Here is a 25,750-nt window from a genome sequence, read left to right as displayed (position 1 = left end):
ACCCCCGGTGTTATTCGGGGTTTCTTGCCGCTGCAGGCGATGAGCCGCCGTAGCGGACCGCTCAGTCCATCCCGCAGAGTTCCTTCACCGATTCCGCCAGCATGGCGCCGGACAGGTGGTCACTGGCCCTGGTGGCCACGGTCGTCGAACCGACCTGGATGAGGATGCCGTAGCCGGTCTCGTTCCCGCCGTGGCGGATGGAGCGGATCTCCTCGGGTTTCGCGGCCACCCAGAGCTCCTTGGGGCGGCTTCCGGCGAAGCTGTTCCTGAATACCAGCAGGCGCTGGTCGGTGACGACCAGGGTGTGACTTCCGGTGAAGCCCTCGTAGAAGACCGTGCGCAGTGTCTCGCCCTGAAGCAGGGTGTCCCGGATGAAGGGCTGGGCGCGGGCGATGGCCCTGCGCACCGAGTTGTTCGGGTGCCCTGCCAGGGCACGGTCGAAGTCGTCGTCCAGCGGTACTTTCCCGAAAAGTCCCATGCGGACCCCCTCTTGTCGACGTTCACCCATGTGGTCTTCCGGCTCAGCGCATGCGCCATCGGCCGAGGAGTCCCGCGACCACCGCGCCCAGGGCCGCCGTGCCCAGCGACCAGGAGGGCGGGGCCGCCCGCTCCTGCCAGGTCCAACACACCGTCGTCGCGGCCAGCCAGCCCAGGCCGCAGCCGAGAGCTCCGATGCCCAGCAGGTCGAACAGCACCGGCGTGGTGTCCTGCCGGTCGCCGCGCACCAGGCGCAGCCCGCCGGTCGGCAGCACCACGACCAGCAGGGACAGCGCGCAGATGACGGGGGCGTCAAAGGGTCCCGGCAGCGGCACCTCGTATGTCAGGGACTGGACTCCGGCGAGAAACGCCAGCAGGCCGCCCACCAGCGCCGTCTGGGCCGTGACGGCATGCTGGCGCTGGGCCCGCGCCCGCTCCTCGACGAAGCGTCCGCCCAGGGCGAGCACGGTCTCGACGCGTTCCAGGGTGACGCTGAGGTACTCTGCGGCGTCGTCCGCTCGCGCGGCGAGCCAGTCGGCCTCTCTGCGGTCGGTGTGCAGGACCGAACCCGGCACGTCGTCGTCGGGTGGCACGGCCTGCCGCATGTTCTCCGCCAGACCCTGCGCCGCCCGGTGCGTGGTGCGCAGGTCGCTCCGCTTGGCCGCCAGCGTGTGCGCGACGACACGCAGCCGCTCCAGGTCCTCTTCCGCCCTCAGAGCCAGCCGGCCGGTGAGCGGGAGGGGGTCGGCGAGCGCCCGGGCGTGCAGCTCGCCCAGCTCGTCCGCGGCGTCCGACGCCGTGCGGTCGAGTTCCTCGTACGCGTCCTGCTCCCGGTCCAGCAACCGGAGTTGACGGCGGACCAGTGCCGCCTGGAGCAGATGGAGGGTAAGAGGGGCTGGCTCGGGGCCGCCGGTGTGCCACAGCCAGGCGTCGACGGTGGGCTCGTCGGTGGCCGCCAGCACGACGAGGGTGCGACGGCGCGGGTCGGCCGAGGGCGAGTGGATCTGCCAGAGGAGCCGGTCGCCCGTGATCCGCGACCAGGGGCCCGGTGGGCCGGACAGGGCTCCGCACCTCCCGGACAGGCGGCGTATTCGTGCCTCCAGCGCGGAATCCGGTCGGCGGGCGAGCGAGCCGAGGCCCCGGGCCACCACCACGGTGTCCATGACGCCCTCGGGTGCAGGCGTGGCCGGGGCCCACGCCGACCAGCGGGCCCACTGCGCTCCCCAGGACCCGTCGGCGCTCGGTCGGGCCGACAGGACCACCGACAGTCCGGTGATCCCGCGCCGGGTCCACAGGACGGCCTGGTCGTTCCAGGAACCGGGTGCAGACGCGGCGGCAGCGGCGATCCGCGCGGGTTCCGAGGCGGGGGCGGCCGGAAGGCCGGTGACGCCCGTCAGCGCGGGGAACGGCGGAATCGTCTCGGTCATGCCGACGGCCGTGCAGGTCGCCAGGAGGGCCTGCAGGTACTGCTCGGCGGGTGGGGATGAGGTCGTGCCGGCAGTCGGCGGCTCAGGGCGGAGGAAGACATGGATGACGAGAGCGGGCCGTCGCACCGACCGGTCACGCATGCCCTCTCCCCCGGAGCCGACCGATCTTGTCGACCAGTTTCGCGGCCCGCTCCAGAACGAGGGGAGGGGGAGGTCCCGGTGGGGTCTCGCCCACCCGCCCGGGATCCCGGTACGCGTCCAGATCCTCCAGCGCGTCGGCCGCCGCGCGCAGCGCCGCCGCGTCGCGCCTGTCGATGGCGTCCTCGAGCCGGGCGAGCGACCTGACCACGCGCTGCCACTGTTCCGGCGTCGCGGTCCAGTCGGACACGAGCTCCAGGGCGTCTCCCGCGCGCAGTGCCGAATCGGCCAACACATCGTCAGTCATGCCCGCTCCCCCGTCCGTTGAGCCACGCTCGGCCACACGGTCACGAATGGCTGACATGGTGCCACCGGCACGGACGGGCCGCACGCGTTTCGACCGGATCGCCGTTCTTCATGCGAAAGCGGGTGCCATGTCGCGCAAGAGGGCTTATGGTCGGCATCTGTCGTACACCACGGGGGGTGGTAGTCGGTGGACGAGGAAACAGAACTGCGGGAGCACCTCGAACGCTTGGCCGCGCTACACGACTCACTGCAGCCCGGACACCCTGGCGGACCGGAGATCCTCAACGAAGCCGGCCAGTCGCTGCGTCGCCTCCATCGGTTCACTCATGACGCCACGCTGCTGCATCGAGCCATCGACCTCCACCGCATCGCCATGGAACAGACCTTGCCCGAGGAACAGCTTCCTTACCGGCTCAACCTGGCCAACGCGCTCCTCGACCGCTATGACGCCTGCCCGGCGGACCCGGCCCCGCTGGAGGAAGCCCTGGTCCTGCTCCGCAACGCGGAGCCCGTCGCGCACACCTGCCCCGGGGGCGCCACGGCTGTGGCCACCTCCATCGCCAACGCCCACGACCGGCTCTGGGACCGGGCCGGCCGCGTCGGCGACCTCGAGACCAGCATCACCTACCTGCGCAAGGCCGCCGCGCTGTCCATTCGGGACGCCCCGGACCGCACCGCATGGCAGTACAGCCTCCTCGCCGACGGCATCATCCAGTTGTACAGCCCCACCCAGGACGTGCGGCATCTCACCGACGCCGCTGACGCGGCGCTGACCGGCCTCTCGCACGCACCGCCCGGTCACCCCTTCCGGGGCTCGGTCCTGATCAGTTTGTGCCGGATCCGGGAGAAGGAGTACGAACGCGACGGCACCGTCGCGCGCCTCGCCGAGGCGGAGTCGTACGCGGCGGAAGCGTGCGTGCTGGAGTCCGCGTCGCCGAGCGAGGACCGCGGCCCCTTCTTCAATACCTGGGCCAATGTCCTGCGGACCTGGTTCGCCGCCACACACGAGCCCGTGCTTCTCGACAAGGCCCTGAGTGCGCAGCGTACGGCGGTGGCGGCGACACCTCCCGGGCACATGAACCACGCGGCGATGCTCGCCAACCTGGCCACCACCTACCGGCTGCACGCCGAGGCCACGGGCGACACCACCCATCTCGCGGCGGCTGCCTCCCTGTTCCGTCAGGCGATCGGCGCGGCGAGCGGCCCTCGGGAAGCCGCCGGTTTCCGTTTCGGCCTCGGCGTGCTGTGCACCGTCCACCGCGACCTGCTCGGCGGTGCCGCCGCCCTCGACGAGGCCGAGCGGGAGCTGCGAGAGGCGGCCGACGCCCTGCCCTCGGCGGATGCCGAACGGTTCCGGTGCGTCAACGCGCTGGCCGTCACGCTGGCCTCGCGCTACGAGGACGGCAAGGACCCGGCCGACCACGAGGCCGCCGCGGTCGTCTTCGAGGAGGCCGTTCGGATCGCACGTCATGACGGTGATGCGGCCCGCGCCCGGGGCGGCCTTGCCTACGTGCACCGCCTGCGTGCTCTCCAGACGGTCCGGCCGGACGACCTGCTGACCGCCGAGGCCGCCTACCGCGAGGCCCTGGCGCTTCCCGGGATTCCGGACGTCATCGGGCGCACGCTGGTCAGAGGGCTGGCGGACATGCTGGAGGTCATGGGTGACATGGTGGTCCCGCCCACCGGCCCACTGCCCACCGACGCGACCACGGTCTACCGCGAGCTCGCCGGGCTGCGCGCGACCAGCGCGCGCGCTCCGGAGAACACCCTGCCCACGCGCATCAGGGAAGCTCACAGCTGGGGTCTGGCCGCAGCCCGACTCGGCGACCTGGCGCAGGCGGCGGTCGCCTACCGTCTCGCCTTCGACCTCCTCCCGCTTCTCGCCCCGCAGCACCTCGACCGGGCAGACCGCGAGCACCACCTGAGGGCTCTGGAGGGCCTGGGATCCGATGCCGCAGCGCGCGCGCTGGCGGACGGGGACCGGTTCGCCGCGGTGGAGTTCCTGGAGTTCGGACGCGGGCTGTTGCTGTCGGAGTCCCTCGGACTGCGCGCCGAGATCGGTCTGCTGGGCACCCACGCTCCCCGGCTGGGCGAGCGGTTCCTGCGATTGCGGGAGGAACTCAGCGATCGCCCCCGCGATCCGGCCGCGGCTCCGTTCGGGCCGGACGCGGCGGAGCCGACGCCCGCCTTCGCCCACCGCGCCGACGCGGAGCTGGCCTCCTACCGGGAGAGGGCGGCGGAGATGGACGACGTACTTGACCGGTTGCGGCGGGTGCCGGGGCTGGAGCGGTTCCTGCTGCCGCCCGACGTGCGCCGACTGGTGCGGGAGGTTCCGGGCCCGGTCGTCGTGCTGAACGCTGGGCATCACCGCTGTGACGCGCTCGTCGTCCACGCGGGGACGGTCGAGACGCTTTCGCTCCCGGACCTGACCTCCGGCAGGGTGGGGAGCTGGCTGAAGCGACTGCAGAGCGCGACGTGGGCCGCCGCCGACGCCGACGCGACTCCGGCCGAGCGCGACCGGGCCGAGGCGGAGGTCACCGCCGTCCTGGACTGGCAGTGGCGGGCCGTCACCGCTCCGGTCCTGCGGGCCCTCGTCGGCCGGGGACTCGTCCCTTCCGCCGGTTCCCCCGGGGAACCGGCTCGTCGGCCACGGCTGTGGTGGTGCCCGACCGGGCCGTTCAGCGGGTTGCCGCTGCACGCCTCCGCCGCTCGCGACGCGGTGCCCGACCAGGCGCTGGGCGCGGCTTCGGCCCTGGACCTGGTGGTGTCCTCGTACACGCCCACGCTGACCGCGTTGCACCGCGCCCAGGGCGCTGTGCTGTCGGCCTCGCCCCGGGTCCTGGCCGTGGGGCTGCGCGACACTCCCGGCCTCAAGCGGCTCGCCGCCGCCGCCCATGAGGTGCGTGCCGTGCGGGAGTGGGCGCCACGTGCGAACGAGTTGAGCGACCGTGAGGCCACACGCGCCGCCGTCCTGGCCGGTATCGGTGTCCACGACTGGTTCCACTTCGCCGGACACGCCCGGCAGGATCCGGTCGCGGACGACAACGGAGCCCTGATGTGCCACGACCATCAGGAGGAGGGGCCGCTGACGATGTCGGAAATCGCCGAGTGCCGGTCCCGGGGCCAGTCCTTCCTGGCGTATCTGTCGGCCTGTGAGACCGGCCGCGGCCGGGCCACCCTCGCCGACCAGGCACTTCATCTCGCCGGAGCCCTCCAGTCGGCCGGTTTCGCCCATGTCATCGCCTCCTTCTGGCCGGTGCACAGCGCCACCTCGCTCCGGGTGGCCCGGCACTTCTACGGCGGCATCGGCACGACGGGCGCCACGCACGAGATCACGGCCCGCGCCTTGGACAGCGCGGTGCGCGTGGCCCGCGACCACCGCCCGGACCGACCGTCGCGGTGGACACCGTTCCACCACCTCGGTCCGTGAGGGGGTCGGCCTTGCCCGCCACCAGGGAATGGAAGCGCTCCGAGCCGGAACACGGGGACGTCGGGTACTGCTTCGCCGACGAGCGCACGGCCCACACCAGTGCGGGCACGGCCGTCACCCAGGCGACTCGTCGTCGGCCCACCTGTTCCTGTTCGTGCGGCAGGCCCCGATGCGGATCTCCGGCACCGGCGGTGAGCGGGCCCCACACCCTGTCCGGACCGGCCTGCCGACCGCACCGTCGGGCTCTGTGACGCGGCACTGTCCGTCGTATCCTGACCACACACGGGAAGGAGCCGACCATGGGCGTCGACGCGATCGTGCACACCGAGTTCCCCAAGGGGTACACGGTTCTGTTCGGGGCCGACGGAAAGGTGATCATGACCCCGCAGAGCGAAGAGCACTCCAGCACCATCAGGTCGATGCAGATCGACTCCGCTCTCGCCCTCGGCCGTCACGCGAAGGTCACCTCCGACGTCTACATCGACTTCCCCGCCGACGAGAACTCCGCCCCCGATTTGGCGATCCTGCGCGAGGACGCTCGCAAGGAAGGCAAGCGGTACAGCTTCGAGGACGTCCTGCTGATCTCCGAGGTCGTCTCGATCTCCTCCGCACGCAAGGACTACGACGACTGCACCGCGAAGTACGGCCGCTACGGAATCCCGATCTACCTGGTCGTGGATCCCTACGCCCAGGAGGTCGTCCTTCACACCCAGCCGACCGCCACCGGCTACATCGCCGCACACACCCACAAGTACGGCACGGGCAAGCTCCCCATCCCCCTGGCCGACGGCCGCACCTTCACCCTCGACCTCGACGAGCTCCCGCGTCCGGAGCCCGAGGCGGACGCCCGCTGACGAGGCACTCCCCGTCGGCCAGGCCCGTGCCGTCGGCACCGCCGTCGCCGAACCTGGTCGTTCGTGGCTGGCCGGGGCAGACGGCGGGGATGGCCTGGCCGTTCGTCGATCGGGATCGGCCATGGAGCCTGCCGTGTGTCGTGGTTGAAGCAGGACGACGGTGCCACGTCGCTCTTGCGCGGCCATGACCTGCCTCCTTGCTCGTCCCGACGTCTCCAGCGTGCGTTCATCCGTCACACGTCAAGTACTTCACGTACGTGACGGATGAAGGCACGGTCGCTGGAGGCGGGGTTGCCGCAGACGGCAATACCAACAGGTAGGTGGCCTGCCCGACCTTATTCAGGACGCCAATCGTTGCAGGCGGCTGGTGGCTTCGGCGAGGACATCGTCCTTCTTGCAGAAGGTGAAGCGGACCTGGCTGCGGCCGGCGTCGGGGTCGTCGTAGAAGACGGAGTTGGGGATGGCGACGACGCCGCAGCGTTCGGGGAGTGCGCGGCAGAAGGCGAAGCCGTCCTTCTCGCCCAGGGGCGTGATGTCGGTGGTGATGAAGTACGTGCCCTGGGGTTGGTGGACCTGGAACCCGGCCGCGCGCAGCCCGTCGCCGAGCAGGTCGCGCTTGCGCCGGAGATCAGCGCGGAAGCTGTCGAAGTACGAGTCCGGCAGGCGGAGGGCTTCGGCGATCGCGTACTGGAAGGGGCCCGCGCTGACGTAGGTCAGGTACTGCTTGGCCGCGCGGACGGCGGCGACGAGACCGGGGGCGCCGGTAACCCAGGCGACGCCTCGTTCGCGCACTTATTCGCGTGAGGGCCCACGGGGCTACACGCGGGAGAGACAGTGAGCTGTTGTGTACACATGAGACACTCGGTACCCTTGGGTGCATGACGCAGCCCATGCCCATAGAGTCGATCCGCGATGTCCGGGCGCACCTGGCCGAGGTCGTGGAGCGGGCCGACCGGGACGACGTACCTACCGTCATCACCCGGCGCGGCAAGCAGGTCGCCGCCGTGGTGTCCATCGAGGTGCTGCGCAAGTACCAGGAGTGGGAAGAGCGCGAGATCAACCGGATCATCGACGAGCGCATGACCAACCCGGCACCCGGCATCCCGATCGAGGACATCATGAGGGAGACGCTGGCGCGCAGTGAGTGAGTACCGCACCGTCTTCCGAGCCGAGGCTCAGGCCGAACTCCGCAAGGTGCCGCGAGACATGGCCCTCCGCATTTTGGCCAAGCTGGCTGAGCTGGAGAACGACCCGATGGGGTTCAACACCACGCCCCTCGTCTCCCAGCCCGACCGCCGCCGCCTCCGGGTGGGCGACTACCGCGTGATCTACACAATCGACAACGGCGAACTGGTGGTGTGGGTCGTACACGTCGGGCATCGCTCCACCGTCTACGACACCTGAGCGCTCCTGGCATCGGAATATTCAGACCAAGACGGCGAGTGCAATCAGAGCATGCTCTGAGTATGGGCATGGTGCACACGGCACTCGAATCGGAATCCGTCTCGTTCACTGACCCGGCCCGGAACCCGTAGGCAGCCGCTGCCAGGGCCACCGTCCTGGGGTGCCTGCGTGTCACGCACCGGGATGCGCCCGACCTGGTGCTGACCACGACCATTCATGGCGCCTCCGGAGCGAGTTCCGGGCGTGTGAGGTACGGCAGGCAACGAGGAGAGGAATGCGACGACCGCCCTGTAGGGCAGCGGTCAGTGCGCAAACGCCTTGCGGAGCCGTTCCGCCGCGTCTGTCGGCACCTCGGTGCGCTTACAGAACGCGAACCTGACATAAGGGGCGCCCGCCTCTCGGTGGTCGTAGAAGACCGCGTTCGGGATGGCGACGACGCCGGTGCGCTCCGGCAGGGCGCGGCAGAGGGTGAAGCCGTCGTTCTCGCCGGGCGGGCGGATGTCGGTCGTGATGAAGTACGTCCCGGCAGGCTGAAAGACCCGGAAGCCCGCGTCGGCCAGACCTGCACTGAGCAGATCCCGCTTGGACCGCAGATCCTCGCGTAGGGCGGTGAAATATGTGTCGGGCATCCTCAGGGCCTCGGCCCCTGACGGAACGGACGGCGGTCGCCAGTTCCGCGGTTCCGGTAACCCAGCCCACTCCATGTTCATGCACCTGTTTTCCTGGCCGGCTGCTGCCCCGCCTGGAAATCAGAGCATAGTCAGAGTGCAGTCTGAGTATGGGCATCGTGCACTCGGTATCCGAATCGGAATCCGTCTCGTTCACCGATCTGTCCCGGAACCCGAAGGCGGTCGCCGCGAGGGCCGCCGCCCTGGGGTGTCTGCGTGTCACGCACCGAGACGCGCCCGACATGGTGCTGACCACGGCCATACACGCAGAGCGCAGCGAGGAGAACCTGACCACGGCGTCCCGGCTGTTGCTTGCCCTGATGAAGCAGGACGGTGGCGCAAGGTCGCTTCTGCTCGCGCTGCCTGAGGTGTTCCCGTGGGTGCGTCACCTGGACGACGAAGAAGTCCGGGAATTCACCGTCGAGCTCCTGGGTGCGCTGTCCGACGCAGCTGAGCTGGGCGCCAGGGAGGCTGTGCACCGAGCGATCGTCTCGTGGCGGGCAACTGTCCGCATCAACGCCGACCCAGACCAGCTCGGGGAAGCACTCCGTCCGCTCGGTGACGTCGACCTCGGCCCGGTCGAGGTGCATGGGTGAGCCCCAAGAAAGGCGATCGGGTCGGTGTCCCGTTGAGTGGCTGGAACGTCATCCACGGGACGACCGAGGCCGCGACCGGTTGGGAGGAGCTGTGCCGGGTGGCGCTGCCGAACGCGCATCGCTGCCTGGAAGCCGTTCGCACAGACCCGCTGTCGCGCGCCAACTGGAACCGTCAGCACCAGCTCCGCGGCAGGCACGCCACCAGGGAATGGAAGGGCTCCGAGCTGGAGCAGTGGGAGTACGAGATCACCAGCGGCGGCCGGGTTCGCTACCTGGTCAGCCCGGATACCTCGACTGTGATCCTGGTGTACGCCTCCCCGCGACACCCGAAGGACACTGAATAGCCCAACGGCCCAGGGCCCTATGCGCCCAGTGCCTTGAGGCGGCGCGCCGCCTCCTCCAGCACCGAGGTCCGCTTGCAGAACGCGAACCGCACGAACGGGGCGCCGGCCTCACGGTGGTCGTAGAAGACCGCGTTCGGGATGGCGACGACGCCCGCGCGCTCCGGCAGCGAACGGCAGAAGGCGAAACCGTCGGTCTCGCCGAGCGGGCGGATGTCGGTGGTGATGAAGTACGTGCCGGCCGTCCTGAACACCTCGAAGCCCGCGTCCGTCAGCCCCGCCGCCAGCAGGTCCCGCTTGGCCCGCATGTCTTCGCGGAAGGCGGTGAAGTACGAGTCGGGCAGGGCGAGCGCCTCGGCGACCGCGTACTGGAACGGGCCGGACGCCACGTACGTCAGGTACTGCTTGGCCGAGCGGACGGCGGCGACGAGACCGGGGGCGCCGGTAACCCAGCCCACCTTCCACCCCGTGAACGAGAACGTCTTGCCGGCCGACCCGATGGTGACCGTGCGCTCCCGCATCCCCGGGAAGGCCGCCAGCGGCAGATGCTCGGCTTCGTCGAAGACGAGGTGCTCGTACACCTCGTCGGTCACCACCAGCAGGTCCCGCTCGACGGCCAGTTCCGCGATCGCCGTCAGCTCCGCACGGGTGAGGACCGTGCCCGTCGGGTTGTGCGGGGTGTTGATGAGCAGCAGCCGGGTCCGGTCGGTGACGGCGGCCCGCAGCTCGTCGAGGTCCAGCCGGAACCGTCCCTCGTACGGCCGCAGCGTCACGGGGACACGCCTGCCGCCCGCCATCGCGATACAGGCCGCGTAAGAGTCGTAGTACGGCTCCAGGGCGACCACCTCGTCGCCGGGCTCCAGCAGCCCCAGCAGGGCCGCCGCGATGGCCTCGGTGGCGCCCGCGGTGACCAGTACCTCCGTGTCCGGGTCGAACGCCAGCCCGTACCGCCGCAGCTGGTGCGCGGTGATCGAGGCGCGCAGCTCGGGGACGCCGGGACCCGGCGGGTACTGGTTGCCGCGCCCGTCCCGCAGCGCCCGTACGGCGGCCTCGCGGATCTCCTCCGGGCCGTCGGTGTCCGGGAAACCCTGGCCCAGGTTGATCGAACCGGTCCGCACTGCGAGCGCGGACATCTCCGCGAAGATCGTCGTCCCGAACTCGGCGAGCCGCCGGTTGAGCACGGGCCGGGCGGCAGTGCCGGTGGGGTCTGCGGGGCTTTCGCTGGAGGTCATGGCCGTCATCCTGCGCCCAACCTCTGGAGTTCCTCAACTCTGCTTTGGGCCGTGAGGCGCGGGGGCATCCCCAGGTCACGCACGACCCACGGGGGGTCTGCACGGGGGAGGGAAAGGTGGTGGCGGAGGTGGAGATCTTCTTCTTCCTCGCCTTCGGGGCGGTCGTGCTGGTCGGCATCGTGTCGACGCTCGGCGGCGGTTCGCGTCGTCGTCGGCGCAGCTGGTGGGCGGACGGAGGGTCGTCCGGCGGCTCGTCCTGCGGCGGAGGCTCGTCGTGCGGGGGCGGCTCGTCGTGCGGCGGCGGGGGCTGCGGCGGTGGCGGCGACTGACCGCTTACCTCTGGACTTGCTCAACTCCGCTTTGAACGCCCGCACGCGGGGGCATCCCAGCGTCACGCTGGACGTCGAGGCGCCCACGGGGGCGCCTCGGAGGACTACGGGGGCCCACGGGGGCGTCTCGGGGGACCACGGGGACCACGGGGACACGGGGGACAACGGAAAGGGGGCCGACGCCATGGGGATCGGCATCGCACTGGGAATCATCTGCTTCGCACTGATCGTCGTGTTCGCCGTCATCGTGAGTTCCAGGGGAGCGGTACGGGCCGGTGCCTACGGCCGCCGCCGGGGCAGCTGGTGGTCCGACGCCGGGGACTCGTCCGCCGGCGGGGGCTGCGGCGGTGGTGCGTCCTGCGGTGGCGGTGGTGGATGCGGCGGCGGCAGCTGAGCCGGCCGGCTCGGATGCACCGCGCATGTGACAAGACGAGGCGCCCACGGGGGGCCGCTTCGGGGGACTGAGGAAAAGAAGGGGGGTGGCGCCATGAACGCGATCGCGATCGTGGCCATCATCCTGGGGGTCGTCTTCGTGGTGCTGGTGACGGTCTTCGTGGCCGTCAGCAGAAGCAACACCAGCGCGAGGCGATCGGGAGGCCGCCGTACGGGCGGACACGGCGGCGGGAGCGCCCGCCGCAGCAGCGGTGACAGCGGCACGCACAGCAGCAGCGACCAGAGCTGGTGGGTGCTCGGCGGTGCCGCGGCCGGCGGCGACGGCGGTTCGTCCTCGTCGTCGAACGACGACAGGCACTCGTCGTCCGGGGGCGGCGGTTCGTCCTGCGGCAGCAGCTCGTCGTCGTGCAGCAGCTCGTCCTGCGGCTCGTCGTCCGGGTCCTCCTGCGGAGGCGGGGGCGGATGCGGTGGAGGCAGCTGACACGGGGCAGCCGAGCTCCACGACACGAGCGCCCGCCGGGATCGAACTCCCGGCGGGCGCTCGTGTGTCCGAACCGCGGTGCCGTCGCACCTCCCGCCCGTGCGGGCCGACTGCCCCATGCGCACGCCTGGGCACACCTGGAGAGTCCGGTTGTCCGGCGGGCGCTCCCCTCCGGTCACGCGCCCGCCGGGATGAGCGCACGAGTAGCACTTCCATGGCAGGGGCGCACGCCTGGTTGAACAGTTGAGCTGTGCAGCCCTCGGGGGGATGGAAAGCACGTCAAGTTGGGTAAAAACGCTGTGGTGGCGCCACAGTTCATGATTCCCTATAAATCGCCAACGCAGCCCCCGGACGTCCCTCCCGGCAGGCCTGTCCTGGCTTGACCGGACCGCTGGGACGTCGTCCCCCACCCGACCTGGCTGACCGGGCCGCATCCCCCGGTGCCGAACGGGGTGCGCCGGACCACCCCTCTTCTCTTCTTTGCGTGCTAGCGGAGCCGACCCATGCTCACGACCCTGAACACGACCTACACCGACACGAGCGCGGCCGACCTGGCGTGGGCCCTGGGCCGCGAACCGCTGCCCGCGCTCGCCACCCTCGACCTCGAACTCGCTGGGGCAAAGCTTCAGTTGAGGCTCCTCGGCGCGTCCCACCAGGTGCTTCTCGAGGAGGACAGGGGCAGTCACTGTTCGGAGACGGTCGCCTGCATCCCGGGTTCCAGCACGCCCCTCCCGCTCGGCGTGGCCAAACGCGTGGGCGACTGGGAGTACGAATTCGCAGCCCGCGTCGAGGTGTTGTCGCCCGGCTCCTTCGCCGGCCGCGCCCAGGAACTCCTGGCGCTCGTCTCCGACCACCCCCACGGTCTCGCCGGTGTCTTCCCCGGCAGCCCGCACGCCTTCACGGCGATGCTCGCGCAGCGCCACGAGGGCCAAGTCCACTGGCGTACATGGCACGCGTACCCGCAGGACGGTCAACTGGTCGCCACGCGCACGAGGGTCGGGATGCGGGTGTCGGTGCCGCTGTGAGGGGCCCCGGGAGCCCAATGGCTCGGGGTGCGCCTCTCGTCGGCGGGTGCGGGTGGTCTTGGCGGGCGCGAGCGCGGGTGCCTGTGCGTGTGCGTGTGCGTGTGCGTGTGCGGGTGCGGGTGCGGGTGCGGGTGCGTGGTGGATTCTCGCGCAGTTCCCCGCGTCCCTGAAGGGTTCGGGCCTGCGGCCCGCCCATCGTCCTGAACAGCACGGGGCGCAGTCCCGGTCGCCTTTCAGGGGCGCGGGGAACTGCGCGAACAACCCCCAGGTGCCCGCACACGCCGACACGCCGACGGACCCGAACCCCCGAGCTATTAGGTGCCGGGGACATCGCAGATCACCCGTGTGGGTGACCCAGCCCCGCGCACACGCGACGGTAGCGTGCCAGGAGTGATCGAGCCGCCCGCCCCCGCACCCCAGGGCGCCCCACCCTCACGGCGCGGACAAGGATTCCCCGGCGGCGGCCCCGGAGGGGACCCCGCACGTCTCCCCGTCCGCCCCGGCGTCGGCCGCTTCCTCGTCCTCGCCGGCGTCTTCGTCTGTGCGGCCTGCGGACTCGTGTACGAACTCGAACTCGTCGCACTCGCCTCCTACTGGGTCGGCGACTCCGTCACCCAGGCCTCCGTGGTCCTGTCCGTCATGGTCTTCGCCATGGGCATCGGCTCCCTCGCCGCCAAACGACTGCGCCCCCGCGCGGCCTTCGGTTTCGGTGCCATCGAGGCCGCCCTCGCCCTCGTCGGAGGCTCCAGCGCCCTCGCGCTGTACGCCGCGTTCGCCTGGACCGGGGACTGGGGCGGCGGCTGGGCCGACGGCTCCCGCTATCTGGTCGTCGCCTTCTCCCTGGCCATCGGTCTGCTCATCGGCGCCGAGGTCCCGCTCCTGATGGAGTTGATCCAGCGCATCCGCCGCCAGGACGCGGGCTGCGCGGTCGCCGACCTGTTCGCCGCGGACTACGTCGGCGCACTGGTGGGCGGCCTCGCCTTCCCCTTCCTACTGCTGCCCTGGCTGGGCCAGCTGACCGGCGCCCTGCTCACCGGAACGGTCAACGCCCTGGTCGGCGGCGCTCTCGTCCTCGGCCTCTTCCGCCATGACCTCAGCCGCCGCGCCCGCCGGCTGCTGCTCGCCGCCAACGCCGCCGTCCTCGCCCTGCTCGCCACGGCCGCCGTGCACGTCGACGAATTCGAACGCGCCGCCAGACGCGCGGTGTACGGCAACGACGTCCGCGTCGCGGTGCGGACCGGCGTCCAGGAGATCGTCCTCACCGGCGGCCGCCACGGCCGCCCCCTCTCCCTCTTCCTCGACGGCCGCCTGCGCGTCAGCGACCGCGACGAACACCGCTACCACCGGGCCCTCGTCCACCCCGCGATCGACGCGGGCCCGCACGCCCGCGTCCTCGTCCTGGGCGGCGGCGACGGCCTCGCCGCCCGCGAGGTCCTGCGTCACGACGGCGTACGGCGGGTGGACGTCGTCGAACTCGACCCGGGCGTGGTACGCCTCGCCCGCACCGACCCGGCGCTCTCCGCCCTCAACGACCACGCCTACGACGACGACCGCGTCCACGTCGTCACGGCCGACTCCTTCACCTGGCTCCGCGAGGGCCGCCCGGCCGCCCCGTACGACGTCGTCATCGCCGACCTCCCCGACCCCGGCATCACCGACAGCGCCAAGCTGTACTCGCAGGAGTTCTACGGTCTGGCCCGCGAGGTCCTCGCCGACGACGGCCGGCTCGTCGTGCACGCGGGGCCGGTGGCCTCCCGCCGCCACGTCTTCTGGACGGTCGACGCCACCCTGCGCGCCGCCGGCCTGCACACCACGCCGTACCGGGTGGTCGCCCGCACCCCCGGCTTCGGCCCCCGCCCCGAGCCCGCGGCCCGCACCGCCGGCGTCCCGCGCGACCGGGGGTTCGTCATCGCCACGCGTGACACGGCGGGCGCGGGCCGTGCCGTGGACCTCGGCGGCACGGGCACCCGCCTCGGGGACGCCGCCCGCATCGACGGGCTGCCCCCGTCGACGCTGGTGCATCCGAGGTACGCCCCCTGAACCCGGCGCCACCGGCTCCGGTACCACGGGTACGGCCGCAGGGGGCCGAACGCGAGCAATCACGCGTATGCGCGGGTGCGGCGCGGCGCCTCGTGGGTAGGCTCCCCTGCCATGGAGCATGACGTGTTCGTTCCGGTTCATGTCGACCGCCTCCGGGAGGCGCTGTCCGACCCCGAGCGGGTGGCCCGCGCGGTCCCCGGGCTCCAGCACGACGCGGGCACCCCGCCCGTCGCCGGCCGACTCAAGATGCGTGCCGCCGGCCACACCATCACCTATCGCGGCGCCCTGCGGGTGTCCGGCGCCGACGACGGCTCGTACGCGGTGCAGGGCGACGCCACGGAGGTCCGCGGCAGCGGAACCGTACGGTTCGCCCTGGCCATTCGTCTCACCTCCGCCCCCGAGGGCACGACGATCCACTTCACCGGCACGGCCACCGCCGACGGCCGCGTCACCGAACTCCCCGCCGACGCGGTCACCGTGGCGACGGGCCGCCTCCTGACCCGCTTCGCGGAGAAACTCGGGAAGGCGGCCGAGCAGGACAAGCAGGATGAGGAGCAGCAGGCGGCCGAGGAACCGGCGGCGCAGGAGCAGGCGGCGGAGGAACCGGCGGCGCAGGAACGGACCGCCGCCGAGCCCGCGGGGAAGAAGCAGACCCCCGACGGTCCGGAGGGCGGTGCGCGGAAGCCCGCGGCCCACGGCGTAAGCGGCGACGACCGCGACGACGCCGGGGCCGATGAGCACGACGATGACGATGACGATGACGACGACGAGGCCGATGTCGGTGCCGGCGTCGGGGAGGTGCCGCCGGCCTCCGTCTTCGACGCCGAGGTGCCGCCGCCCTCACTGGATCCGTTCGCCGAGGACGACATCGTGGCCGGGAGCGAGCCTCCGGCCGAGGCCGCGCACGCCCGGCGGACGATGATCGGCCGCAGCGCAGAAGAGGTCGACCACGCGCCACCGCGGGGCCGCTACGCCCCCGTCCCGGCCCCCGAGACGGTCTCCGTCGGCACGGCCGCCCTCCGCTGGGCGGCCCCCGCGGCGGCCCTCGCGGTGGCGTCCGCGGTCATCGTGGCCCGAGCCCTGCGCAGGCGCCGCTGAGCCCCTCCCCCAGGGGTCCTTACAGGCCCAGGCCGAGCAGGGCCATCTCCAGGGGGAGGACCGGGCGCTCGGGCAGGGCGGGCGGCTCCTCGCCACGGCCCGTGTGCGTGGGCGGGACCGCACGCAGCCCCTTGACGCCCCCGGCGGCCCATCCCGCGTCCGTCGGCGGCAGCGACAACGTCATGCGCCGCCCGTCCGCCAGCGTGGTCTCGAGCCTGGCCGTGTCGTCCGCCTGCATGGCAACCCGCCTCTCGTCGCGTCTCACGAACATCGAGCCTCACCGGTAAGACGCCCGGGTGAGGCCAGGAGTTCCATGGCTCCCCGCTCCGGTGGCGCACCGTCAAATCGCCTGCCCGCCCCGACCCTTGAACGACGCGGCCGGGTCGGAGGAGCCTTGCTCGGAGCGAGCGTGCCGGGGGCCCGGGGCGGCAACCCCCAGTAGGGTTCGACAACGTGAGTAGCGAAGAGATCACGTTGGCCGCGGCCGACGCGCAGGCGGTCCTGACCCCGGCCAACGGCGGACGTGTGGCGAGCCTACGGATCGCCGGGCTCGAACTCCTGCGCCAGGGCGACCGTTTCGGCTGCTTCCCGATGGTCCCCTGGTGCGGACGTGTCCGCGACGGCCGCTTCCTCAGCGGCGGCGCCGTCCAGCAGATGCCCCTCAACGCCCCGCCCCACGCCATCCACGGCACCGCACGCGACCGCGCGTGGCGGGTCGCGAGCCGAACCGGCGCCGAGGCCGTCCTCACCTACGACCTCGTCGACCCGTGGCCGTACCCCGCCCGGGTCACCCAGGTGTTCACCCTCACCCCGGACGCCCTCACCCTCACCATGTCCGTGGAGACGTACGAGTCGTCGTTCCCGGCCCAGATCGGCTGGCACCCGTGGTTCAACCGGACCCTGGGCGACGGCGGCGAGGACGTACGGCTCGACTTCGCCCCCGCCTGGCAGGAGGAGCGCGGTGCCGACCACCTGCCCACCGGCAACCGGATCGACCCGAGGCCCGGACCGTGGGACGACTGCTTCGGTATGCCCGGCGGCGTCGACGTCACCCTCACCTGGCCCGGCAGGCTGGAGCTGAAGGTCGCCTCGCGCGAGGAGTGGGTCGTGGTCTACGACGAGCAGGCGGAGGCCGTGTGCGTCGAACCGCAGACCGGCCCCCCCAACGGTCTCAACACCCATCCCCGGCTGGTCACCCCGATCGAGCCGCTGGAGGCGACCACGACCTGGAGCTGGCAGCGACTGTGAGGACGGGCGAAACGGCCCCCTTAAGCTGGCTGCCATGACTGACGTGGACGTACGCGGCTCGCTGCTGCAGCAGATCAAGGACAAGGCCGTGGTGCACGGCAAGGTGACCCTGTCGTCGGGCCTGGAGGCGGACTACTACGTCGACCTCCGCCGCGTCACCCTCGACGGCGAGGCCGCCCCCCTCGTCGGGCAGGTGCTGCTCGACCTGACCGCCGACCTCGACTTCGACGCGGTCGGCGGACTCACCATGGGCGCCGACCCGGTGGCCGCCGCGATGCTGCACGCCGCCGCGGCGCGGGGCCGCCGGCTCGACGCGTTCGTGGTCCGCAAGGCCGCCAAGGCGCACGGACTCCAGCGCCGGGTCGAGGGACCGGACATCGCCGGCCGCCGCGTGCTCGTCGTCGAGGACACCTCCACCACCGGCGGCTCCCCGCTGACCGCCGTCGAAGCCGTCCGCGCGGCCGGGGCCGAGGTCGTCGCCGTCGCGACCATCGTCGACCGCGCGACCGGCGCCGCCGAGAAGATCGAGCAGGGCGCCGGGGTCCCGTACCGCTTCGCGTTCTCGAAGGACGAGCTGGGTCTCGACTGAGTCCCGTTCGTCGTACGAACACCGAGGTCAGGGGTTACCGCCCAGTTTCGGACACCCTGGCCGGAGCATCCGGTCACGTCTGGAAAGATGGGGCCGACGATGATGTCGCAACCCTAGGTCAGGGCTCGTAAGCACAACGCCACCCGCACATACAAGGAGCGGACCATGCCCATCGCAACCCCCGAGGTCTACAACGAGATGCTCGACCGGGCGAAGGCAGGAAAGTTCGCCTACCCGGCCATCAACGTGACCTCGTCCCAGACCTTGCACGCCGCGCTGCGCGGTTTCGCGGAGGCGGAGAGCGACGGCATCATCCAGATCTCGACCGGCGGTGCCGAGTTCCTGGGCGGCCAGCACAACAAGGACATGGTCACCGGCGCCGTCGCCCTGGCCGAGTTCGCCCACATCGTCGCCAAGAAGTACGACATCACGGTCGCGCTGCACACGGACCACTGCCCGAAGGACAAGCTCGACGGCTACGTCCGTCCGCTGCTTGCGGTGTCGGAGGAGCGGGTCGCCCGCGGCGAGAACCCCCTCTTCCAGTCCCACATGTGGGACGGCTCCGCGGAGACCCTCTCCGACAACCTGGAGATCGCCCAGGAGCTGCTCGCCCGCGCCGCCGCCGCGAAGATCATCCTCGAGGTCGAGATCACCCCGACCGGCGGCGAGGAGGACGGCGTCACCCACGAGATCAACGACTCCCTCTACACGACGGTCGACGACGCGATCCGCACCGCCGAGGCCCTGGGCCTGGGCGAGAAGGGCCGCTACCTGCTGGCCGCGTCCTTCGGCAACGTGCACGGCGTCTACAAGCCGGGCAACGTCGTCCTGCGCCCGGACCTCCTCAAGGAGCTGAACGAGGGCGTCGCCGCCCGCTTCGGCAAGGAGTCCCCGTTCGACTTCGTCTTCCACGGCGGCTCCGGCTCCACGGAGGAGGAGATCCGCACGGCCCTGGAGAACGGCGTCGTCAAGATGAACATCGACACCGACACCCAGTACGCCTTCACGCGTCCGGTCGCCGCCCACATGTTCCAGAACTACGACGGCGTCCTGAAGGTCGACGGCGAGGTCGGCAACAAGAAGACCTACGACCCCCGCACCTGGGGCAAGCTCGCGGAGGCCGGCATGGCCGCCCGTGTCGTCGAGGCCTGCAGCAACCTCCGCTCGGCCGGCACGAAGATCAAGTAACCCCCGCCCGACGGTTCTCCACGAGTGCCCGCAGCCGCCCGGCTGCGGGCACTCGTGCCGTCGGGACGGCTCGGACACGGACAGGCGCGCCGGGGCTTCGGGTGGGCGCTGCGGCCGGGCGGGATGGCTTCGGGTGGCCGTTGCGGCCGGGGCCTGATGGCTCTGGGCGACCGCTCCGGCCGGGCGTGACGGCTCTGGGCGACCGCTCCGGCCGGGCGTGACGGCTCCCGCCGGCTCTCGGTCGCGGCTGCCGCCCCCTGGCCCGAACGCCCACCGCACGGGATGATCCCTTCATGGCCGACGTACGGCTCGCCTCCCCGCAGGGCAAGTGGATCCTCCTCACCACGGTCCTCGGGTCGAGCATGGCCATGGTGGACTCGACGGTCGTCAACGTCGCCCTTCCCCGGATGGGGCGCGACCTGGACGCGGACCTCGCCGCCCTCCAGTGGACCGTCAACGCGTACATGCTCACGTTGGCCGGGCTGATCCTCCTCGGCGGTGCCCTGGGCGACCGTTTCGGCCGCCGCAGGGTGTTCGTCGTGGGCGTGGTGTGGTTCGCCGCCGCGTCCCTCCTCTGCGGTCTCGCCCCCGACGCGGGCGTACTGATCGCCGCCCGAGCTCTCCAGGGTGTCGGCGGCGCCCTCCTCACCCCCGGCTCCCTCGCCCTCATCCAGGCCTCCTTCCACCCGGACGACCGGGCGCGGGCGGTGGGCCTGTGGTCCGGCTTCGGCGGCATCGGCGCGGCGGTCGGCCCCTTCCTCGGCGGCTGGCTCGTGGACGGCCCCGGCTGGCGCTGGGTCTTCCTCCTGAACGTGCCCCTCGCCCTGCTCTGCGTCCCGATCGCCGTGCGCCACGTACCTGAGTCCGGCGACGGCCGAACCCACGGCCGTGGCTTCGACGTCCTCGGCGCGACCCTGGGCGCCCTGTCCCTGGCCTTCGTCACCTACGCCCTGATCGAGGCCGCGACGGGCTCGGTCCCGGTCGTCGTCACGGCCGTGGCCGGCGTCGCGGCGGGTGTCGCCTTCGTCCAGGTGGAGCGCCGCCGCCCCGACCCGATGATGCCGCCCGAGATCTTCGCGTCCCGCCAGTTCACGGCGGTCAACATCGTCACCCTCTTCGTGTACGCGGCGTTCGGCGGCTTCTTCTTCCTCGCCGCCCTCCAGCTCCAGGTGGTCTCCGGGTACTCGGCCCTCGCCGCCGGCACGGCCCTGCTCCCCATCACCGTGCTGATGCTGCTGCTGTCGTCCCGGGCGGGCGCCCTCGGCGAACGCATCGGCCCCCGCATCCCCCTCACCGTCGGCCCCCTGCTGTGCGCGGCGGGCGTCCTGCTGATGCTGCGGGTGGGCCCGGGCGCCTCGTACCCGACGGACGTCCTGCCCGCCCTCCTCGTCATGGGCCTGGGCATGGTCACCCTGGTGGCGCCGCTGACGGCCACCGTCCTCGCCTCCGTCTCCACCGAGCACGCGGGCCTCGCCAGCGGCATCAACAACGCCGCCGCCCGCGCCGCCGGCCTCATCGCCGTGGCCGCGCTCCCCCTGATCGCCGGGATGGGCCCGGAGGCCTACCGGGACCCCGCCCAGTTCGACGCCGCGTTCAGCACGGCCATGCCGGTGTGCGCGGCCGCGCTCCTGGCCGCAGCGGGCCTGGCCTTCGCCACGGTCCGCCGCCCGCCGCCCGACTGCCACCACCCGGAATGCCGCACCCACGCCTCGGTGACGGCTCCACCGCTGGAGGGGGAACAGGGCGGCCCCGGCCCCTCCGGGGAGTTCTCCGGGGAGTTCCCAGCGGAGGGCGGGCCGGGCCCCTCCGGGAGGTTCTCAGGGGAGGGCGAGACGGGCAGGCCGGGTCCCTCGCGGGAGTGAGAGCCGTACGCCGGTCCGGGGGCCCGCCCCACCCGGCCACCCCGGCTCCCCCCATGGGCCAGACTGGAACCCATGACGATTCACGAGAACCTCCTCGGGGGCCCGCCCCCGACGCACCTCCCCGACGACCCGGAGCCCCGCGAACTCCTCGCGAACGGCACGCCCCCGGCCGACGTCGCCGCGAAGTACCCCACCTCCTCCCTCGCCTGGGCCCAGCTCGCCGACGACGCGTTCGAGCGGGGCAGCGTCGTGGAGTCGTACGCCTACGCCCGTACGGGCTACCACCGCGGCCTGGACGCCCTCCGCCGCAACGGCTGGAAGGGTCACGGGCCGGTCCCCTGGGAGCACGACCCGAATCGCGGCTTTCTCCGCGCCCTGCACGCCCTCGCCCGCGCCGCCGGTGCGATCGGCGAGCAGGAGGAGTACGAGCGCTGCACCCAGTTCCTCAAGGACTCGTCCTCGACGGCGGCCCAGACCCTGAGCTGACCCGTACGGCCGACGTCCGCCGGGCGTGTTTTCGCAGGTCCGCCTGGGTGTGATCAGGCGGACCTTGCGATTTCGGGGGCGCATCCCCGACCATGCGGGTGGGGACCGGGGCCCCCGTGTCGGTAACGGCAGGGGCGGACCGCTACCCGGAGTACAAACAGGAGACAGCGATGTCCCAGCAGGCTCAGCCCGTCGAGGCTTCGGAGCCCGAGACCCCGCATCTCGACTTCCAGGGAACCACGCCGTACGAGGACTACGTCCAGGCGGACGTCCTCACCCACCTCCAGCACCCTCTCTCCGACGACCCCGGTGAGATGGTCTTCCTGGTGACGACCCAGGTCATGGAGCTGTGGTTCACCGTCATCGTGCACGAGTGGGAGACCGCCACCGCCGCGCTGCGGGGCGACGACGTCCCGACCGCGAGGGACGCGCTGAAGCGTTCCGTGCGCGAGCTGGAGGCACTGAACGCCTCCTGGAAGCCCCTCGGCCAGCTCACCCCGGCCCAGTTCAACTCGTACCGCGCCGCCCTCGGTGAGGGCTCCGGCTTCCAGTCGGCGATGTACCGCCGTATGGAGTTCCTGCTCGGCGAGAAGTCCGCGTCCATGCTGGTACCGCACCGCGGTGCGCCCCGTGTCCACGCCGAGCTGGAGAAGGCGCTGCACGAGCCGAGCCTCTACGACGAGGTCCTGCGGCTCCTGGCCCGCCGCGGATACGCGATCCCCGAGTCCGTCGTACGCCGTGACGTCTCCCAGCGCTACGAGCCGTCCCCCGCGGTCGAGGAGGTGTGGACCGAGCTGTACTCCGGCGACCCGGACCACGAGCTCGCCCGCCTCGGCGAGGCGCTGACCGATGTCGCGGAACTGGTCTGGCGCTGGCGCAACGACCACCTCGTCGCCACGCGGCGCGCCATGGGCGCCAAGGCCGGCACGGGCGGTTCCGCCGGTGTGGCCTGGCTGGAGAAGAGGGCCCGGAAGAACGTCTTCCCCGAGCTGTGGACGGCGCGCTCCCATGTCTGATCTCACCGGGACGAGCGAGCGGCCCGCCGACGAAGCCGCTCACACATACTCCGAACTGGCCGTCGAGGCGAGGAAGGCCGACGAGGCCGACGAACTGTCCGCCCTCCGCGACCGCTTCGTCCTCGACGACGCCGTGTACCTCGACGGCAACTCCCTCGGCGCGCTCCCGGCCACGGTCCCCGGCCGGGTCGACGACGTCGTGCGCCGCCAGTGGGGCTCCCTGCGCATCCGCTCCTGGGACGAGAGCGGCTGGTGGACGGCGCCCGAGCGGATCGGCGACCGCATCGCCCCGCTGGTGGGCGCGGCGCCCGGCCAGATCGTGGTGGGCGACTCCACCAGTGTCAACGTCTTCAAGGCACTGGTGGCGGCGGTCCGCATGGCCGACGAGGACACCCGCGAGAGCGAGAGCGAGAGCGGGAGCGCGGGCGGGGGCGGGGGCGGTGGGCGGCCGGTCCGGGACGAGATCCTGGTCGACGCGACGACCTTCCCCACGGACGGGTACATCGCCGAGTCGGCAGCCCGGATGACCGGCCGCACACTCCGCCCGGTGACCCCCGCGGAGGTACCGGACGCCCTCGGGCCCCGTACGGCCGCGGTGCTCCTCAACCATGTCGACTACCGCACCGGCCGCCTCCACGACCTGCCGTCCCTGACGGCGGCGATCCACGAGGCGGGCGCCTACGCCGTCTGGGACCTGTGCCACAGCGCGGGCGCCCTCCCCGTGGGCCTCGACGAACACGGCGTCGACCTCGCGGTCGGCTGTACGTACAAGTACCTGAACGGCGGGCCGGGTTCCCCGGCGTACCTCTACGTACGCCGGGACCTCCAGCCCCGCTTCGACTCACCCCTGCCGGGCTGGAACTCCCACACGGACCCCTTCGGCATGCGCCCGTCCTACGAACCGGCGGGCGGCGCCCTCCGGGGCCGCGTCGGCACGCCGGACATCCTGTCGATGCTGGCGCTGGAGGCGGCGCTGGACGTGTGGGACGGCGACGGCGACGGAGACGGGGGAGAAGGAGGGGACAGGGGCCGAGCCGGGGCCCGGGACGAGGCCGGTGCCGATGTCGGTCCCGGTGCCGGGCCGGCGGCCGGGGTGACGATCGAGGCCGTTCGGGCCAAGTCCCTCGCACTGACGGACTTCTTCCTGCGCTGCGTGGCGGCGTACGTCCCCGAGGGCCGCGTCGAGTGCCTCACCCCTATCGCCCACGCCGAGCGCGGCAGTCAGGTAGCCCTGCGCTGCGACGACGCCGGTGACGTCATGAAGCGGCTCATCCAGCAGGGCGTCGTGGGCGACTTCCGCCATCCCGACGTCCTCCGTTTCGGCTTCACCCCTCTCTACGTGGGCTTCGCCGACGTGGAACGGGCGGCCCGGGTCCTGGCTCAGACGCTGAACTCCGTCGGCTGACCATGCCCGCCGGCCGGTGATCGGCCCGCTCCGGCGGCGCGCGGCATCCGTGCACGCGCCGCCGGGGAGCGTTCGCGCGGGGCGATGCGACCGCCCGCCCCGCCCAGCACCGGCCGGCACCCCCGACCGGCGCGCACGCCGACCCCGCGCGTCCTCGGCACGCCCCCCGCCGCCGAGATCCCAAAACCCCCAGATCCGTCAACCCTGACCCGGCGTCATATCCCCGTGTCGACGCACGTCACTGGCCTGATACCGTCCCCGCCAACGGCAGGCGCCCCCACCCCCGAGCCGGCCCACCCCCAAACCCATCCAAATCCGTTTCACCCTTGAGAGGTTGGAGCATGCCGGACGACGACGCCGCAGCCCGCGATGCCGCCGAAGAGGCATCCGCCTTCTCGCACCCCCCGGTCGACCCGGACGCCACCGCCGCCTACGGCGACCACCCCGACCAGGTGATCGACTTCTACGCGCCCCGCGCCACCCCCGGCACCGCCTCGGCCGTGGCGGCTCCGCTGGTCGTGGTTCTGCACGGCGGTGCCTGGCGCGCCCCGTACGACCGCCGGCACGTCACCCCCTTCGCGGACTTCCTGGCCCGGCGGGGCTTCGCCGTGGCCAACGTCGAGTACAGAAGGGGAAGCGCACTGCCCGCGCAGAGCGGCCCCGGTGGCGGAGCCGGACCGGTCGCGGGTCGCTGGCCGGAGACGTTCGACGACGTGGCCGCCGCCCTCGACGCCCTCCCCGACCTCGTACGGGACGCCCTGCCCGGAGCCGACCCCCGCCGTACGGTCCTCACCGGCCACTCGGCGGGCGGCCACCTCGCGCTGTGGGCCGCAGCCCGTCATGTCCTCCCGTCCGACGCGCCCTGGCGCACGGCAGGCCCGGCCCCGCTGCGTGGCGTCGTCGCCCTGGCGCCCATCGCCGACTTCGCGGTGGCGGAGAAGCTGGACGTCTGCGGCGGCGCGACCACGCAACTCCTCGGCGGTCAGGACAAGTTCGCCGAACGCCGTCCCTACGCCGACCCGGCCCTCCTCCTTCCGACGGGCATCGCCACGACCCTGGTCCAGGGCCGCACCGACATCGTCGTACCGCAGCCGGTCGCCGACGCCTACGCGGACGCCGCGGCCAAGGCGGGCGAGGTCGTCGGCCTCACGCTCCTGGAGGACGTCGGCCATTTCCCCCTGATCGACCCGGCGGCGGACGCGTGCGCGGTGGTGGCGGAGGAGATCGCGCAACTGGCCTGGTGAACGCGGCGGCGTGCTGGTTCCGTCCGTCAGGCGTGCTGGTTCCGTCAGGTGTGCTGTGTGCTGTGCTGTGCTGTGTCGTGCGTGATGCCTGGTGCGGCGTGTTGTGTGATGCGTGCTGCGCGGCCTGCCGGATGCCCGACGCCGGATGCCCGACGCCGGATGCCCGACGCCGGATGCCCGACGCCTGATGCCGAATGCCTGATCCCTGACGCCTGATCCCTGACGCCTGATCCCTGACGCCTGATCCCTGACGCCTGATCGCTGATACCCGTAATACCTGAGAGCTACGTCGCAGGTGAGCTCTGTGGCGTGACGCCGACCACGACCTCCGATTCGTAGCTTCCTTCCCAGAACGCCGTCCGGTAGCCGGGCGGTCGAAGGGGAGGAACAGGGGACATGGGGGCCGTGACATGGCCGAGGGCAGCCCTGCTGCCACGGCGACCCAACCGGGGGGTCCGGGCGGGCGGGTCGAG

The 25,750-nt window shown here is 72.0% G+C and carries 25 protein-coding genes and 2 pseudogenes; 20 read left to right on the top strand and 7 right to left on the bottom strand.

The features are described from left to right. Positions 1-61: 61 nt before the first annotated feature. Genes AC067N_RS10680 through AC067N_RS10670 form a run of 3 tightly spaced genes read right to left on the bottom strand, consistent with a single transcriptional unit; the run spans position 62 to position 2,349 of the window. The gene (locus AC067N_RS10680; RefSeq protein ID WP_478678518.1) at positions 62-478 is read right to left on the bottom strand and encodes a hypothetical protein; all 417 of its coding nucleotides are present in this window, start codon (positions 476-478) and stop codon (positions 62-64) included. Between the two features lie 43 nt (positions 479-521). Beyond that, a complete protein-coding gene (locus AC067N_RS10675; RefSeq protein ID WP_478678517.1) occupies positions 522-2,045 on the bottom strand; it encodes a CATRA conflict system CASPASE/TPR repeat-associated protein in 1,524 nt (507 codons plus the stop codon). Beyond that, positions 2,038-2,349 (bottom strand): CATRA system-associated protein, encoded by a 312-nt coding sequence (locus AC067N_RS10670; protein WP_478678516.1) that lies wholly within the window; start codon positions 2,347-2,349, stop codon positions 2,038-2,040. The genes AC067N_RS10675 and AC067N_RS10670 overlap by 8 nt, the downstream gene beginning before the upstream one ends. Before the next feature lie 186 nt (positions 2,350-2,535). Between AC067N_RS10670 and AC067N_RS10665 the strand changes: the two genes are divergently transcribed. Continuing rightward, the gene (locus AC067N_RS10665) at positions 2,536-5,778 is read left to right on the top strand and encodes a CHAT domain-containing protein (protein ID WP_478678515.1); all 3,243 of its coding nucleotides are present in this window, start codon (positions 2,536-2,538) and stop codon (positions 5,776-5,778) included. 299 nt (positions 5,779-6,077) lie between these two features. Next, positions 6,078-6,632 carry a Uma2 family endonuclease gene (locus AC067N_RS10660; RefSeq protein WP_478678514.1) on the top strand — a complete coding sequence of 185 codons (555 nt, stop codon included), beginning with the start codon at positions 6,078-6,080 and terminating at the stop codon, positions 6,630-6,632. Between the two features lie 339 nt (positions 6,633-6,971). Here AC067N_RS10660 and AC067N_RS10655 read toward each other — a convergent pair. Continuing rightward, positions 6,972-7,409: pseudogene (locus tag AC067N_RS10655) on the bottom strand (aminotransferase class I/II-fold pyridoxal phosphate-dependent enzyme); the annotation flags it as partial. A gap of 101 nt (positions 7,410-7,510) precedes the next feature. On the opposite strand from AC067N_RS10655, the gene AC067N_RS10650 reads away from it, so the two are divergent. Continuing rightward, positions 7,511-7,780 (top strand): type II toxin-antitoxin system Phd/YefM family antitoxin, encoded by a 270-nt coding sequence (locus tag AC067N_RS10650; RefSeq protein WP_005483715.1) that lies wholly within the window; start codon positions 7,511-7,513, stop codon positions 7,778-7,780. Further along, a complete protein-coding gene (locus AC067N_RS10645; RefSeq protein WP_478678513.1) occupies positions 7,773-8,036 on the top strand; it encodes a type II toxin-antitoxin system RelE family toxin in 264 nt (87 codons plus the stop codon). The genes AC067N_RS10650 and AC067N_RS10645 overlap by 8 nt, the downstream gene beginning before the upstream one ends. 302 nt (positions 8,037-8,338) lie before the next feature. Here the strand turns inward: AC067N_RS10645 and AC067N_RS10640 are convergent. Then, positions 8,339-8,735, bottom strand: a pseudogene (locus tag AC067N_RS10640) (aminotransferase class I/II-fold pyridoxal phosphate-dependent enzyme); the annotation flags it as partial. Between the two features lie 79 nt (positions 8,736-8,814). Between AC067N_RS10640 and AC067N_RS10635 the strand changes: the two are divergent. Together AC067N_RS10635 and AC067N_RS10630 are read left to right on the top strand one after the other, a co-directional pair. Beyond that, positions 8,815-9,300 (top strand): prevent-host-death family protein, encoded by a 486-nt coding sequence (locus AC067N_RS10635; protein WP_478678512.1) that lies wholly within the window; start codon positions 8,815-8,817, stop codon positions 9,298-9,300. Beyond that, positions 9,297-9,644 (top strand): hypothetical protein, encoded by a 348-nt coding sequence (locus tag AC067N_RS10630; protein WP_478678511.1) that lies wholly within the window; start codon positions 9,297-9,299, stop codon positions 9,642-9,644. The genes AC067N_RS10635 and AC067N_RS10630 overlap by 4 nt, the downstream gene beginning before the upstream one ends. A gap of 17 nt (positions 9,645-9,661) precedes the next feature. Here AC067N_RS10630 and AC067N_RS10625 read toward each other — a convergent pair whose 3' ends face one another. Continuing rightward, on the bottom strand, positions 9,662-10,882 hold the full coding sequence (locus AC067N_RS10625; RefSeq protein WP_478678510.1) for a pyridoxal phosphate-dependent aminotransferase: 1,221 nt from the start codon (positions 10,880-10,882) through the stop codon (positions 9,662-9,664). Between the two features lie 107 nt (positions 10,883-10,989). Here AC067N_RS10625 and AC067N_RS10620 point away from each other — a divergent pair, with 107 nt between their 5' ends. The 6 genes from AC067N_RS10620 (at position 10,990) to AC067N_RS10595 (ending at position 16,239) form a co-directional block, all read left to right on the top strand. Then, positions 10,990-11,202, top strand: coding sequence for a hypothetical protein (locus AC067N_RS10620; RefSeq protein WP_478678509.1), 213 nt, complete (start codon positions 10,990-10,992; stop codon positions 11,200-11,202). Positions 11,203-11,386: 184 nt separating this feature from the next. Further along, the gene (locus AC067N_RS10615; RefSeq protein ID WP_478678508.1) at positions 11,387-11,596 is read left to right on the top strand and encodes a hypothetical protein; all 210 of its coding nucleotides are present in this window, start codon (positions 11,387-11,389) and stop codon (positions 11,594-11,596) included. Between the two features lie 93 nt (positions 11,597-11,689). Further along, positions 11,690-12,076 (top strand): hypothetical protein, encoded by a 387-nt coding sequence (locus AC067N_RS10610; RefSeq protein WP_478678507.1) that lies wholly within the window; start codon positions 11,690-11,692, stop codon positions 12,074-12,076. Positions 12,077-12,579: 503 nt separating this feature from the next. Further along, a complete protein-coding gene (locus tag AC067N_RS10605; protein WP_478678506.1) occupies positions 12,580-13,101 on the top strand; it encodes a DUF2617 family protein in 522 nt (173 codons plus the stop codon). Positions 13,102-13,491: 390 nt separating this feature from the next. Continuing rightward, positions 13,492-15,141, top strand: coding sequence for a polyamine aminopropyltransferase (locus AC067N_RS10600; RefSeq protein ID WP_478678505.1), 1,650 nt, complete (start codon positions 13,492-13,494; stop codon positions 15,139-15,141). A 111-nt stretch (positions 15,142-15,252) separates the two neighbouring features. Next, positions 15,253-16,239: an SRPBCC family protein gene (locus AC067N_RS10595; RefSeq protein ID WP_478678504.1), complete on the top strand. Its 987-nt coding sequence runs from the start codon at positions 15,253-15,255 to the stop codon at positions 16,237-16,239. A 19-nt stretch (positions 16,240-16,258) separates the two neighbouring features. Here AC067N_RS10595 and AC067N_RS10590 read toward each other — a convergent pair whose 3' ends face one another. Then, positions 16,259-16,477 carry a hypothetical protein gene (locus tag AC067N_RS10590; RefSeq protein ID WP_478678503.1) on the bottom strand — a complete coding sequence of 73 codons (219 nt, stop codon included), beginning with the start codon at positions 16,475-16,477 and terminating at the stop codon, positions 16,259-16,261. 215 nt (positions 16,478-16,692) lie between these two features. On the opposite strand from AC067N_RS10590, the gene AC067N_RS10585 reads away from it, so the two are divergent. From AC067N_RS10585 to AC067N_RS10550, 8 genes are all read left to right on the top strand, one after another. Continuing rightward, the gene (locus tag AC067N_RS10585; RefSeq protein WP_478678502.1) at positions 16,693-17,487 is read left to right on the top strand and encodes an aldose epimerase family protein; all 795 of its coding nucleotides are present in this window, start codon (positions 16,693-16,695) and stop codon (positions 17,485-17,487) included. 34 nt (positions 17,488-17,521) lie between these two features. Further along, positions 17,522-18,076 carry an orotate phosphoribosyltransferase gene (gene pyrE, locus AC067N_RS10580; RefSeq protein WP_478678501.1) on the top strand — a complete coding sequence of 185 codons (555 nt, stop codon included), beginning with the start codon at positions 17,522-17,524 and terminating at the stop codon, positions 18,074-18,076. 165 nt (positions 18,077-18,241) lie between these two features. Further along, on the top strand, positions 18,242-19,264 hold the full coding sequence (fbaA, locus tag AC067N_RS10575; protein WP_478678500.1) for a class II fructose-bisphosphate aldolase: 1,023 nt from the start codon (positions 18,242-18,244) through the stop codon (positions 19,262-19,264). 293 nt (positions 19,265-19,557) lie between these two features. Beyond that, positions 19,558-21,126 carry an MFS transporter gene (locus AC067N_RS10570; RefSeq protein WP_478678499.1) on the top strand — a complete coding sequence of 523 codons (1,569 nt, stop codon included), beginning with the start codon at positions 19,558-19,560 and terminating at the stop codon, positions 21,124-21,126. Between the two features lie 72 nt (positions 21,127-21,198). After that, on the top strand, positions 21,199-21,612 hold the full coding sequence (locus tag AC067N_RS10565; protein WP_478678498.1) for a DUF3151 domain-containing protein: 414 nt from the start codon (positions 21,199-21,201) through the stop codon (positions 21,610-21,612). A 170-nt stretch (positions 21,613-21,782) separates the two neighbouring features. Continuing rightward, positions 21,783-22,628: a tryptophan 2,3-dioxygenase family protein gene (locus AC067N_RS10560; RefSeq protein ID WP_478678497.1), complete on the top strand. Its 846-nt coding sequence runs from the start codon at positions 21,783-21,785 to the stop codon at positions 22,626-22,628. After that, entirely contained in the window at positions 22,621-24,033 is a 1,413-nt protein-coding gene (locus AC067N_RS10555) for a kynureninase (protein WP_478678496.1), read from the top strand. Before AC067N_RS10560 ends, AC067N_RS10555 begins: the two co-directional genes overlap by 8 nt. 341 nt (positions 24,034-24,374) lie before the next feature. Next, entirely contained in the window at positions 24,375-25,277 is a 903-nt protein-coding gene (locus AC067N_RS10550) for an alpha/beta hydrolase (RefSeq protein ID WP_478678495.1), read from the top strand. Positions 25,278-25,750 lie beyond the last annotated feature (473 nt).

Source organism: Streptomyces sp. NPDC042364 (assembly GCF_056437585.1).
This window is presented reverse-complemented; position numbering and strand designations above follow the sequence as displayed.

Excerpts from the sequence above, each read along its gene's own strand:
- AC067N_RS10675 (WP_478678517.1), bottom strand. The coding sequence starts at position 2,045 with ATGCGTGACCGGTCGGTGCGACGGCCCGCTCTCGTCATCCATGTCTTC.
- AC067N_RS10610 (WP_478678507.1), top strand. The coding sequence starts at position 11,690 with ATGAACGCGATCGCGATCGTGGCCATCATCCTGGGGGTCGTCTTCGTG.
- AC067N_RS10595 (WP_478678504.1), top strand. The coding sequence starts at position 15,253 with ATGGAGCATGACGTGTTCGTTCCGGTTCATGTCGACCGCCTCCGGGAG.
- AC067N_RS10635 (WP_478678512.1), top strand. The coding sequence starts at position 8,815 with ATGGGCATCGTGCACTCGGTATCCGAATCGGAATCCGTCTCGTTCACC.
- AC067N_RS10680 (WP_478678518.1), bottom strand. The coding sequence starts at position 478 with ATGGGACTTTTCGGGAAAGTACCGCTGGACGACGACTTCGACCGTGCC.
- AC067N_RS10625 (WP_478678510.1), bottom strand. The coding sequence starts at position 10,882 with ATGACGGCCATGACCTCCAGCGAAAGCCCCGCAGACCCCACCGGCACT.
- AC067N_RS10660 (WP_478678514.1), top strand. The coding sequence starts at position 6,078 with ATGGGCGTCGACGCGATCGTGCACACCGAGTTCCCCAAGGGGTACACG.
- AC067N_RS10670 (WP_478678516.1), bottom strand. The coding sequence starts at position 2,349 with ATGACTGACGATGTGTTGGCCGATTCGGCACTGCGCGCGGGAGACGCC.
- AC067N_RS10565 (WP_478678498.1), top strand. The coding sequence starts at position 21,199 with ATGACGATTCACGAGAACCTCCTCGGGGGCCCGCCCCCGACGCACCTC.
- pyrE (WP_478678501.1), top strand. The coding sequence starts at position 17,522 with ATGACTGACGTGGACGTACGCGGCTCGCTGCTGCAGCAGATCAAGGAC.
- AC067N_RS10615 (WP_478678508.1), top strand. The coding sequence starts at position 11,387 with ATGGGGATCGGCATCGCACTGGGAATCATCTGCTTCGCACTGATCGTC.
- AC067N_RS10650 (WP_005483715.1), top strand. The coding sequence starts at position 7,511 with ATGACGCAGCCCATGCCCATAGAGTCGATCCGCGATGTCCGGGCGCAC.
- AC067N_RS10605 (WP_478678506.1), top strand. The coding sequence starts at position 12,580 with ATGCTCACGACCCTGAACACGACCTACACCGACACGAGCGCGGCCGAC.
- AC067N_RS10590 (WP_478678503.1), bottom strand. The coding sequence starts at position 16,477 with ATGCAGGCGGACGACACGGCCAGGCTCGAGACCACGCTGGCGGACGGG.
- AC067N_RS10560 (WP_478678497.1), top strand. The coding sequence starts at position 21,783 with ATGTCCCAGCAGGCTCAGCCCGTCGAGGCTTCGGAGCCCGAGACCCCG.
- AC067N_RS10550 (WP_478678495.1), top strand. The coding sequence starts at position 24,375 with ATGCCGGACGACGACGCCGCAGCCCGCGATGCCGCCGAAGAGGCATCC.
- fbaA (WP_478678500.1), top strand. The coding sequence starts at position 18,242 with ATGCCCATCGCAACCCCCGAGGTCTACAACGAGATGCTCGACCGGGCG.
- AC067N_RS10555 (WP_478678496.1), top strand. The coding sequence starts at position 22,621 with ATGTCTGATCTCACCGGGACGAGCGAGCGGCCCGCCGACGAAGCCGCT.
- AC067N_RS10570 (WP_478678499.1), top strand. The coding sequence starts at position 19,558 with ATGGCCGACGTACGGCTCGCCTCCCCGCAGGGCAAGTGGATCCTCCTC.